The following is an 11542-nucleotide window of genomic DNA, read 5'->3' on the forward strand; positions in this document are numbered from 1 at the left end:
GCGCGAGGAGTGGCGCGGCGAGCCGGGTGGAGGAGTGGCGAGTGGCAGGTATCGGGGCCGCGGGACCGGGCGGAGTGGGCGACGGGGATGGAGGGGCCGACGGGGATGGAGGGGCCGGCGGGGTGCGTCGCGGTGTGCGGCCCGTGCGGCATCACGGGCTGCGCACCGCCACGCACCACGGCGTGAATCTGCTCTCGCTGCGCAGCCACAACGCCGCGCTCCTGCTCGACCTGCTGCGCGGGGCCGGGCGGGCCGGGGTCAGCCGCCTCGAACTCGCCGAGCGCACGGGGCTGACCCCGCAGGCCGTCAGCAAGATCACCGCCCGGTTGCGCGAGGACGGTCTGATCGCCGAAGCCGGACGGCGGGCCTCCACCGGCGGCAAGCCCCGGACCGCGCTGCGTCTGGTGCCGGAGGCCGGGCACGCGGTGGGGCTCCAGGTCGACCGCGACGAACTGTGCGCCGTCCTCGTCGACCTCACGGGCGAGGTCGTGGCCGAGCGCCGGGCCGCACTCGACCTGGGTGCCGGGGCGGAGGCCGTGCTCGACGTGCTCGTGAAGGAGGCCCGGGTGCTGGTGGAGGGGCCCTCCGGCGCCGCCGTCCTCGGTGTCGGGGTCGCCATGCCGGGGCCGCTCGACCACACGCACGGCGTGCTGCACCGGGTGACCGGGTTCCCCGAGTGGGACGGGTTTCCGCTGCGGGACGCCCTCGCGCGGCGGCTCGGGGTGCCCGTGGTGCTGGACAAGGACACGAACGCCGCGGCGCTCGGACTGGCCGTCGGGGGCGAGGTCGGGGCGTTCGCGTATCTGCATCTCGGTACGGGGCTGGGGGCCGGGCTCGTGCTGGGCGGGGCGGTGCACCGGGGGGCCCGTACCGGAGCGGGGGAGTTCGGGCACCAGGTCGTGCAGTTGGACGGACCACTCTGTCCGTGCGGCAACCGGGGCTGTGTCGAGGTGCTCTGCCTCGCGGCGGTGGCGCGGGGGGACGTCGACGCGGCGGCCCGTGTCCTCGGCGAGGGCGCCGGGAACCTCGTCGGGCTGCTCGACATCGACCTCGTCCTGCTCGGCGGCCGTACGGTCGCCGCGTCGCCCGAACGCTTCGTACGCGGGGTCGGCGCCGTCCTGGACGCCCGCGCCCGGCGTGAGGGCGCGGGCAGCCCCGTCCCGGTGCGGATCGCGCCCGGCGGCGCGCGGGCGGTACCGGAGGGAGCGGCCCAACTGCTGCTGGCCCCGCTGTTCGGCCGGACACGGGACTGACCGGCGGCGGGGAGCCGCCGCTTCACCGGCCGGACGTGCCTCCGCCTCCGGCTGGACGGGCGGCCGAGGCCTTCGGCTGCACGTCCCCGCGTCCCCGAACCCCCGCCCTCGACCGGGCGAATCCCCGCCCTCGACCGGACGTATCTCCGCCGCCGAACGGCCCCCGTCCCCGAACTCCCGTCCTCGACCGGGCGAATCCCCGCCCTCGACCGGACGTATCTCCGCCGCCGAACGGCCCCCGTCCCCGCGCGCCGTCGTCGGCTCCCGCGTCCCCGTGGCAGGCTCCCGTGTCCATGCGACTGAGCAAGCCCCTGTCTCTCGCCGTGACCGCTGCAGCCGCCCTCACCTCCGTGCCCGCCGCGCAGGTCTCCGCCCAGGCACTGCCCGGGGCCGGACCCACCTGTGCCGCGTCCGGGAAACGCGACTTCCCCGTCCGTACCCGGATCCACGGCGGCCCCGACACCTACGAGGCCGGCGGCGGATTCCGGATCTGGTACATCGACCTCACCAACACCACCGACGCCACCTGCGAGAACGTCCACCCGGTCGTCGTCCTGGTGGACAAGAGGCGGGCGTTGCGGCCGGAGCAGCCGCGCCTTGAGTTCTACGACGGCGAGCGGCCCCGGCCCGTGACCTTCGAGCGGACCGACGAGGACGAGCACATCGGCGTGCTCGGCCCCACCGGACCGGGGTTCACCGTGGCGCCGGGCAGGACCCTCTCCGTCAAGGTGCGGCTCGCGGTCACCTCGGACGCGGAGGCCAACGACGTCGTCGCCAACGCGGCCGTCGTGCAGCGGCACCAGGACGACGGCGCCTGGGTGGGCCAGTCGAACGACTACCGGTTCCGCATCGTCGGGGGCGTCGCCGGGGACGAGGAGACGGCCGGGCCGCGCGGTGACACGGGCGTCGGGGACCGGGAGCGCGACCGGCGGGGCGCCGCCGACGCCGTACCGGACGGGCTGCCGTTCGCCGAGGAACTGGCCGGTACGGGGCTCTTCTCGCCCCGCGCCCTCCTCGCCGCGGCCGGCGGCGCGCTGCTGCTGGTGGCCGCCGGGGCCGCCGCACTGCTCGTGGCCCGCCGCAGACGCTGACCGCGCGGCCTCCTCCCTCCGTCCGCCCTCGCCGTCTCTCCTCTCGCCGCCTCCCGTCCCCTCCGCCAAGATCCGGCGGGTGGCTAGGCTGGGGGCGTCGGCACGCAGGTGTGACCGGCGACGCGGCGCATCCGCACGGCTCACGCAGAACGCGTACGGCAGGAGACGGCACATGGCAGAGCGCAAGCCCATCGAATCGTGGCTCACCGACATGGACGGGGTGCTCATCCACGAGGGCGTGCCCATTCCAGGCGCCGACGCCTTCATAAGGAAGCTCAGGGACTCCGGGAAGCCCTTTCTGGTCCTCACCAACAACTCCATCTACACGGCCCGCGACCTGCACGCCCGACTGCGGCGGATGGGCCTGGACGTGCCGGTCGAGAACATCTGGACGTCCGCCCTGGCCACCGCCCAGTTCCTGGAGGACCAGCGGCCCGAGGGCTCCGCGTACGTCATCGGCGAGGCCGGGCTGACCACCGCGCTGCACGACATCGGGTACGTGCTGACCGACCACGACCCGGACTACGTGGTCCTCGGCGAGACCCGTACGTACTCCTTCGAGGCGATGACCAAGGCGGTGCGGCTGATCAACGACGGTGCCCGTTTCATCGCCACCAACCCCGACGAGACCGGCCCGTCCGCCGAGGGCGCGCTGCCCGCCACCGGGGCCGTCGCGGCGCTGATCACCAAGGCGACGGGCAAGCAGCCGTACTTCGCGGGCAAGCCGAACCCGCTGATGATGCGGACGGGGCTCAACACCATCGGGGCGCACTCCGAGACCAGCGCGATGATCGGCGACCGTATGGACACCGACGTGCTGGCCGGTCTGGAGGCGGGTATGGAGACCTTCCTCGTCCTCACCGGTCTCACCACGAAGGCGGAGATCGAGAAGTACCCGTACCGCCCGTCCACGATCGTCGACTCCATCGCGGACCTCGTCGACCGCGTCTGAGGCGGCCGTACGGCCACGGCTGCGAGGCCCTGTACGGGCCACCCGTACGGAGCAGTGCGCCCCCCTCCCCGGATGCGCCCGACCGGCCCGCGGAGGACGCTCCAGATGTCTGGAGGTTCACGATGGGTTCACTGCGACTCGCTCTCTGTGCCGGTGCGGCGGCTGCCGCCGCGCTGGCCCCCACGGCGTACGCCCCCGCCGCGTTCGCGGCCGACGGAGATGTCCGGGTGACTCCGGGGTCCCCGGCTCCCGGCGGCGACATCCGGCTGCGGGTGCGGGGGTGCACCGGGATGACCGGCACCGCCGCGTCCACGGCGTTCGTCGCCGACGCGCGGCTCACCGGGGCGCAGGGCGACCTCACCGGCGAGACCCGCGTCCGCTCGACGCTCGACCCCGGCACGTACGACATCAAGGTCACCTGCGACGGCTTCGAGCACAGGCTCAAGGGCACCGTCACGGTCGCTGACAAGAAGCAGCGCGAGAAGCGGGAACAGAGGCGGGAAGAGAAGCGGGAACAGCAGCGGGAACAGAAGGAGCAGCGGGAACAGCAGGAGAAGCGGGAGTCCGCCTCTCCCGTCGCCTCCGCGCCCGCGTCCCCCGTCGCCCCCGTGCACGCGGGCGGCGGCGGTACCTCCCGGCTCGCCGCCGCCGAGACCAGGTCGGAGGGGCCCGGCACCCGGCACGCGGTCGTCGGCCTCGTGCTGGCCGGGGTCGCCGCCGTCGCCGTGGCCTTCAGAAGTGCCCGGCGCAGCCGCGGCCGAGCGGACTGAGCGGCCATGTCCCTGCCCGAGCATCACGAACACGGGGAACGCGCGGCGAGCGGCGGCCGGCTCCTGATGGGAGTCGCCTGGGCGCTGCTGCTGCTCGGACTGTGGCTGTGGGGCCGCGAGGTCACCGACGTACGGCATGGCATATCCTCGCCGACCACCGGCGACATGGCGGCGGTCGGACGCCCGCTCGGCGTCGAACTGCCGCCCGCCGTCCGGCCGCTGGGCAACGCGCGGCCCCAGCGCCTGGACGTGCCCGCACTGGGCGTACGGGCACCCGTGATGAGCCGCGGCCTCGACCCGGGCGGAGCGATCGACGCGCCGCCGTACGGGCGGCCGGGGACCGTCGGCTGGTACGAGGGCGGGGTGCGGCCGGGCGCGGCCGGGACCGCGCTGCTCGTCGGGCACGTGGACACCGAGACCCGGCCCGCGGTCTTCTACCACCTCAGCGAGATACGGCCGGGCGCGGCGGTCCGGGTGGTCCGCGACGACGGCACGGTCGCCGAGTTCACCGTCGAGGACGTCCAGGTCTTCGCCCGCGACCGCTTCGACGCCCGGAAGGCGTACGGGGTGCGGCAGAGCGGGCGGGCCGAACTGCGGCTCATCACGTGCGGCGGCTCCTTCGACCGGGGCAGCCGCACCTACACGGCGAACGTGGTCGTCTCCGCGTACCTCAGCGGCACAGGTCACCGCGCCGGCCGGTGAGCGGCGGTGGCAGGCGGTGGCGGTACCGGCCCGGTCGACGACCCGCTCCCCCCGGAGCCGTCGACCGGGCTGGTCCTCGACCGTGCGCGCACGGGCTGCGGGAGTAACCCGGCGACCGGCACGGGAGGTTCAGCGTCCCTTCCGAGTGCGTGAAGGGCCGGACAGCCGGGGGCCCGGGCCGTCTGGGACGACTCTAGAACGGATGAGCGCCCCGGCCTAGAGGCTGAATGACGCCAAGTCCCGCCGCGGTGGCACTGCGTTATCCGCGCAGGTAATCGCGGCGTCATGGCAGGTTCGCGAGACCCCTCGTCCGCCCGCTGGTCCAGCGCTGTGACAGCCGACCGACAAGGCGTGACCGTGCTCGTGACAGTGCTCGTGGGCGGCCCGACACGTATGTCAGGATTGGTACTTCGGACGGTGCACCCGAGGGGGAGTTTTTCGATGTACGGGAGCAGGGGGGCCGGGGCAAGGGCGTCCGTGGCGGTGGCCGGAGCTGTGCTGCTGCTGGCGGGGTGCTCGTCCTCGGACGACGGCGGCGGCAAGGACACGTCGGGCGCCGGGGTGAGCCAGCAGCCCAAGGACAAGGACCCGTTCTGGGTCAACCCGGACGGGAACGCGGCCGACCAGGTCGCCGCCTATGCGAAGGATGGCAAGGACGAGGACGCCGACCTGATCCGGACGATCGCCGAGCAGCCCACCGGGCAGTGGCTGACCCCGGAGAACGCCGAGCAGGAGGCGCGCGGCTTCACCGAGGCCGCCGCGAAGGCGGACCGGGACGCGCTGCTCGTCGTCTACAACATCCCGCACCGCGACTGCGGCCAGTTCTCCGGAGGCGGCGCCGCCGACGGCAACGCGTACCGGGCCTTCATCGACCAGGTCGCCAAGGGCATCGGCGACCGGGCGACCACGGTGATCCTGGAACCGGACGCCGTGCTGCACATGGTGGACGGCTGCACCCCGGACGAGTTCCACGAGGAGCGCTACGACCTGCTGCGGGGCGCGGTGGAGAAGTTCAAGTCGCTGAAGAACACGAAGGTCTACCTCGACGCGGGCAACGCGGGCTGGGGCAAGTCCGACGACATCGCCGAGCCGCTGAAACTCGCGGGCGTCGAGAACGCCGACGGGTTCGCGGTCAACGTCTCCAACTTCTACAAGACGCCCGAGAGCACGAAGTACGGCAAGGAGCTGTCGTCGAAGGTCGGCGGCAAGCCGTTCGTGATCGACACCAGCCGCAACGGCAACGGCCCCTACACGGGGGGCGACCCGGAGGAGAAGTGGTGCAACCCGCCCGGTCGCGCACTGGGCGAGACCCCCACCACGAAGACCGACGACGACCTCGTCGACGCCTATCTGTGGGTCAAGCGGCCCGGCGAGTCCGACGGCACGTGCAAGGGCGGCCCGAAGGCCGGCCAGTGGTGGCCGGAGTACGCGCTGAAGCTGGCGGAGGCGAGCAAGTAGTCACCGCTCGCGGGTGACTCGTACGTGACTGGGGGCGCCCTCCTTGTGCGGAGGGCGCCCCCAGTCACGTACGAGCCGTGTCCGTCAGGGGATCTTCACCCACTGGGCCTTGCTCGGGGTGCCCTGGTCGTCCGTCACGAACAGCATGTACCAGCCGGACTCGACCAGATTGCGGCTCTTGGGGACGGTGACCTCGATGCCGTCCTTCGTCTTCTCGAAGTCCAGCGCGATCGACCGCTGGTCGACGTCGGTGACATGCGTCGACGCGCTCGGCCGGATCAGCCGGGCCGACTTGATCGACGAGGAGTGCTTCGACGTGAACGTGGCCGTCCCGCCGCGCTCGACGGTCTTCGGGCCGCCGGAGAGCGTCGGCCGCGAACCCTGGAAGAGGTACGGCGGCGTGTAGATCTCCACGCGCTGCTCGAACTTGCCCGGTTTGGTGTTCGCCTTGTCGGCGTACAGCGAGTCCGAACCGAAGAACATCACACGGCCGTCGGGCAGCAGGATCGAGCCCGAGTGGTAGTTGCGGCCCACCAGCGGGTCGGCGACCCGCTTGAACTCGTTGGTCTTCGAGTCGTACATCCGCGCCTGGAGGATGTTGGTGTCGCCGCGTCCGCGGTAGTCCTCCGAGCCGCCCGAGACCAGCACGTCGTCGTCCGGGAGGATCGAGTACTGCGGATAGCGCGTGCCCTTCTCCAGCTCGGGGCCGTCGGTGAACTTCGGGTCGTCGGCCAGCAGGTCGACGATGCGGGTCTTCTTGCTGGACAGCTTGGACTCGCCGACGCCGCCGCCGCCGATCACCATGTACTTCTCGTCCTGCGCGGGCGGCAGCAGCACCGTGCCCGCGGTCTCCAGGCGCTTCGGGTCGGACATGCCCTTGAGCTTCTTGAACTTGTTCGTCTCCAGGTCCCAGATGCCCGGGTCACGGCCGACGTCGTCGGGTCCGTAGCCCGCGTTCGCGCCCGAGTAGAACAGCTTGCCGTTCTGCATGAGCGAGATCGCCGGATAGGTGGGGAACTGGCGGACGCCGTCGGTGTACGTCCACTTCTTGGTCTTCGGGTCGTACACCTCGTTCTTGCCCGGCACCAGCTGGCCGATCTCGTCCAGGCCCGAGAGGCTGAGGATCTTGCCGTCGGAGAGCGTGGTGAGCGTCGGGTACCAGCGCGCCTCGTTCATCGGGTCGACCTTGATGTACTTCTCGGCGACCGGGTCGAACTCGTAGGCGTCCCTGATGCCCTGGAAGTCCTTCTTGTCCAGGGCGAGCTTCTGCGCGATGCCGTACGTGTTGCGCGCGTCGGCGCCCGAGAGCCCCTGCACGCGGTAGTTGTCCTGCGTGCCCGTCTCGTACTTGGCGCCGCTCTTCTGCGCCTCCACGTAGATCCGGCCGAGGCCCGGTTCGTTGCGCAGGAACGTGCCGGTCGCCTTGTCGAAGATCTTCTTGGCGCGCTCGACGACGACCGGGTCCTTCGACACGAAGGTCTTGCCGTTCTCCTTGCCCGAGAATCGGGTGCCCGCGGGCAGGGTGATCGGCTCGTCCGGGTTCTCGTTGTGGACGACCATCAGACCGCCGGCCTTGGTGATGTCGCCCTTGAGCTTCTCGTAGCGCTTGGTGCCGCCGGCGATCAGCAGATTGCCGTTCGCCAGCTGGGTGTGGCCCGTGCAGAACAGGTCGGCCGGCGTCGGGACCTTCTTGATCGTCTTCTTGACCGGGTCCCAGATGCGGGTGTCGAACTTCTTCGCGTCGAAGTTGTCCTGGTTGTTTCCCGAACCGGCGATCAGCAGGATCTTGCCGGTGTGCAGCAGCGCGGCGTGAATGGTGTTCAGCCGGTACTTCTCGGGGAACTCGACGATGTCCCACTTGCCGTTCTCGGCCTTGTACTCAGGTCTGTTGATCTTGTACTCGTGGTATTGCTCCGACCCGAAGCGGTAGAGCGCGGGTCCGTTCATCCCGGCCAGCGCGAGCACCACGGCCGCACCTATCGCGATGCGGCGGGCACGGCGGCGGCTGGAACCGTCTTTCACTTGAATTCCCGTCTGACTCGACTGACTTGGCCGGCGCGGACCGGGTCTCGTCCCTGGTCCGGCCTATGGGGTGCGCTACGCGGCGGAGCAGCCGCGTGGCTCAGTCCCCGGACGAACGGTGCCTGCCTCCGAGGGAGATCTGCACGGTCTGGTCGTTGCCCCCGCCGGACGCCCAGCTCGGCTTGTGCTGGGGGGCGTGCTGCGGCGGGTACTGCTGCCCGTGGGGGGCCTGCTGTCCGTGCGGGGCCGCGTGCTGCGGCGCCTGGGACTGCTGCGGCTGGAGGGGGATCCGGCTGTCGTACACGGGCGCCGGGGCGGCCGGGGGCTCCTGGGGGGAACCGTGCCGGTGCTTCCTGCCCTTCTTGTCCTGCCGCATCATCCAGCGCCAGGCGAACATCGGCGAGGCCGTGATGAGCAGCGCGAACGTCGCCCAGATGATCATCGCCGGGTGGGCGTGGCCGTAGACGAAGCCCGCGGTGATCGAACCGCCGAAGATCGCGATGAAGTACCAGTGGTACCGGAACGTCCCGAACCAGGTGTCCGGGCTCGCGGAGTCGCCCTTGGGGGTCACCACGAACTTGCTCTTGCGGCGCAGCATCGAGTCGATGAGGGCCTTCGCGTACAGCGGCGCCGACAGGGCGGACATGATCATGCCCGCCACACCGCCGGAGCCCTCGGGCTCGTGCGGGGAGACGTTGTGCCGGCGGTTCCAGACGTAGAGGCCGATCTGCAGCGCCGAGGCGTTGCCGTAGAGCATCAGCCAGATCGCCGGGTCGATGTTCACACCCGAGGCGCCCAGGCACAGGAACAGGGCGCAGCTCAGCGCCGCCAGGATCCAGTTGAGCGCCGACATCGGGTAGAAGATGATCATCATCGTGTAGTTGAAGAACTTGCTCGGCGGCAGCGAGTACGCGCCCTTCCAGTACTGCTTGAGGATCGTCTCGTACGTACCCCGTGACCAGCGCATCTGCTGGGTGAAGAAGTCCGTCCAGGCGTTCGGGCCCTCACCGACCGCGAGGACGTCCGGGGTGTAGACCGAGCGCCACTTCCGGCCCGTCGCGGGGTTCTTGTGGCGGTGGATCTCGAAGCCGGTCGCCATGTCCTCGGTGATCGAGTCGTACAGGCCGCCGATCTGCTTCAGCGCCTTGATGCGTACGGCGTTCGACGTGCCCACGAACATCGGCGCGCCGTACGCGTTGCCCGCGCGCTGGATGAGCGCGTGGAACAGGAACTGCTGCGACTCGGCGGCCTTCGTGATCGGGTTGTCGTAGTTGCCGTAGACCTGCGGGCCGATCACGAAGCCGATGTCCGGGTCGCGGAAGAAGCCCAGCATCCGCTCCAGGTAGTTCGGCAGCGGGACGTGGTCGGTGTCGACGCTGGCGAAGAAGTCGTAGTGGTCGCCGTGCGCGTCCAGCCAGGCGTTGTAGTTGCCGTGCTTGGTCTTCGCGCGGTGCGGGCCCTTCTTCTGGTTCCACTTCGCGACGCCCTTGCGGGAGAAGTGGTGCACGCCGAGGCGCTCGCAGACCGCCTTCACCTCGGGGTCGTCGCCCTCGTCGAGGAGCCAGACATGCATGAGGCCGCGGTGCCGGATCCGCACCGCGGCTTCCAGGGTCTTCGTCACCATCTCCAGCGGCTCCTTGCCGGGCACGAAGGAGGTGAGGAAGGCCACTCTCGTGCCGGTCTCGGGCACCACCGGGACCGGGTCGCGGGCGACCAGCGTGGCGTGCGCGTTCGACAGCACGTTCATGCAGCGGAACAGCTCGATCAGACCGATCGAGACGAGCATCACCACGTCGAGCGCGGGCAGGAAGTCGTACGCGGGATAATCCCGCTCGGTCCAGTGCGACGGCTGGAGGAGCCAGACGAGGAGCACGAGCGAAAGGAGCGGGGCGGCGCCCAGCATCAGGGCGGCGCGCAGCCGGTGCGGCTCCTGGGAGAGCAGTGTGCGGTACTGCACCTTGTACGGCTTGGTCGGGTCCGGCTGCGTGAGAGGACCCGCGAGCCGGCTGTAGTGCTCGTAGTCGTATCTCGGCAGGTTCTTCTTGATTCTGCGGAAAGTGCCGGTCCGCGTCTGGGACGGCACCCTCAGCTGGGTGGTCTCGGACGGGTCGGAGTTCTGCCGGGCGCCCGTCGGCGTCGACGTCATGAGTCATCCCCCCACACGCGAGATTCCGCGTGCTCGTTGTTCCCTTCGCCGGCCGGTCCCCCTGAACCCGCACCGGCGTATCAACAGCAGGCCCCCGTCACCACATCATCCACACACCTTATAGACATGGCGGAGCGGCCTTCCGGTTGCATGATGCCCCCCTCGGCATCCGTTCATGGACGGGGCCCCAATCCCCGCCTTCGCGCGCAACCGCTTTCATGCCCCAACTGCTCTGTAACCGCAGCCTCTTGTTGCCCAGGGTTCTATGGCATTCATCATGATCGCAAGACGCGAAACACGGTGTTTACCGGTCATACGCGCTCATTGGGGAGCCTGTTGGTCTCGTTCGGTACCGTTGCTGTCAACCGCGTACGGATGTTGCCGAAGTGTTCTCTTATCGCGTCCTCGGCCCGCCCGGAATCACCGGAACGCACCGCGTCGAGGATCTCCCGGTGCTGCCGGCAGGTGACCTTCGGATCCTGCGGAAGTTCCACGAGATCCGTGCGTACGCGGTGGAAGGCGTCCCAGAACGCCTCCAGGAGCTCGCTCAGCAGAAGGTTGCCCAGCCCCCGGTAGAGGGTGGCGTGAAAGGCGCGGTCGGTCTCGGTGAGACCCGTACCGGCGGCGGCCTCGGCCTCCATGCGCTCGACCAGCGCGTCCAGCACGGCCAGATCGTCCGGCGGGACGTGGCCCGCGACACGGGAGACCAGGCCGGTCTCCACGGCCTCGCGCAGCTGCAGGAGCTGCAGGAGGCTGTCCTCGCCGCGGTAGTGCCCGGCGACCGTGCGGAAGGCCAGGCCCTCGATCATCGGGGCCATGGACATCGGCCCGACGTAGGTGCCGAAGCCGTGCCGGATCTCGACGATGCCCATCGCCTGGAGAGCCTTCAGGGCCTCGCGCACGGAGTTCCGGCTGGCGCCGAGCAGCTCCATGAGGTCGGGCTCGGTCGGCAGCACGGCGCCCGAGGGCAGCCTGCGGTCGATGATCAGCTTCTTGATCTGCTCCTGGAGGTCGCGCGCCATGGCGAGAGGGTAGCGGGCCGTCCGGGTCCGGCCATACGCGAAGAGGCTTCCCCGTGGTCCGTCCGCACCGGGCCGCGGCGAAATGAATACATCATTCGGACCGTCAACATGCGACACCGGCGACAA

General features: G+C 70.5%; 9 protein-coding genes. 6 read left to right on the forward strand and 3 right to left on the reverse strand.

All coding sequences use genetic code 11. The annotated features are described in order from the left end of the window. Window positions 1-122 precede the first annotated feature (122 nt). The 6 genes from K3769_RS27170 (at window position 123) to K3769_RS27195 (ending at window position 6226) form a co-directional block, all read left to right on the forward strand. Window positions 123-1253, forward strand: coding sequence for an ROK family transcriptional regulator (locus K3769_RS27170; protein WP_372515174.1), 1131 nt, complete (start codon window positions 123-125; stop codon window positions 1251-1253). Window positions 1254-1576: 323 nt separating this feature from the next. Beyond that, the gene (locus K3769_RS27175; protein WP_308216405.1) at window positions 1577-2344 is read left to right on the forward strand and encodes a hypothetical protein; all 768 of its coding nucleotides are present in this window, start codon (window positions 1577-1579) and stop codon (window positions 2342-2344) included. 172 nt (window positions 2345-2516) lie between these two features. Further along, entirely contained in the window at window positions 2517-3296 is a 780-nt protein-coding gene (locus tag K3769_RS27180; RefSeq protein ID WP_107016032.1) for an HAD-IIA family hydrolase, read from the forward strand. A gap of 122 nt (window positions 3297-3418) precedes the next feature. Further along, a complete protein-coding gene (locus tag K3769_RS27185) occupies window positions 3419-4066 on the forward strand; it encodes a hypothetical protein (RefSeq protein WP_267028906.1) in 648 nt (215 codons plus the stop codon). Between the two features lie 6 nt (window positions 4067-4072). Then, complete coding sequence (locus tag K3769_RS27190; protein ID WP_267028907.1) at window positions 4073-4768, forward strand: class F sortase; 696 nt, start codon at window positions 4073-4075, stop codon at window positions 4766-4768. A 441-nt stretch (window positions 4769-5209) separates the two neighbouring features. Continuing rightward, the gene (locus K3769_RS27195; RefSeq protein ID WP_267028908.1) at window positions 5210-6226 is read left to right on the forward strand and encodes a glycoside hydrolase family 6 protein; all 1017 of its coding nucleotides are present in this window, start codon (window positions 5210-5212) and stop codon (window positions 6224-6226) included. Between the two features lie 84 nt (window positions 6227-6310). On the opposite strand, the gene glxA is transcribed toward K3769_RS27195, so the two are convergent. The 3 genes from glxA to K3769_RS27210 form a co-directional block, all read right to left on the reverse strand. Then, window positions 6311-8248 (reverse strand): radical copper oxidase GlxA, encoded by a 1938-nt coding sequence (gene glxA, locus K3769_RS27200; protein ID WP_267028909.1) that lies wholly within the window; start codon window positions 8246-8248, stop codon window positions 6311-6313. 100 nt (window positions 8249-8348) lie between these two features. Then, a complete protein-coding gene (locus K3769_RS27205) occupies window positions 8349-10394 on the reverse strand; it encodes a glycosyltransferase family 2 protein (protein WP_267028910.1) in 2046 nt (681 codons plus the stop codon). Between the two features lie 311 nt (window positions 10395-10705). Beyond that, the gene (locus K3769_RS27210; RefSeq protein ID WP_267028911.1) at window positions 10706-11416 is read right to left on the reverse strand and encodes a FadR/GntR family transcriptional regulator; all 711 of its coding nucleotides are present in this window, start codon (window positions 11414-11416) and stop codon (window positions 10706-10708) included. Between the last annotated feature and the right edge of the window lie 126 nt (window positions 11417-11542).

It is taken from the genome of Streptomyces ortus, from assembly GCF_026341275.1.
In the GTDB taxonomy this organism is placed as follows: Bacteria; Actinomycetota; Actinomycetes; order Streptomycetales; family Streptomycetaceae; genus Streptomyces; species Streptomyces ortus.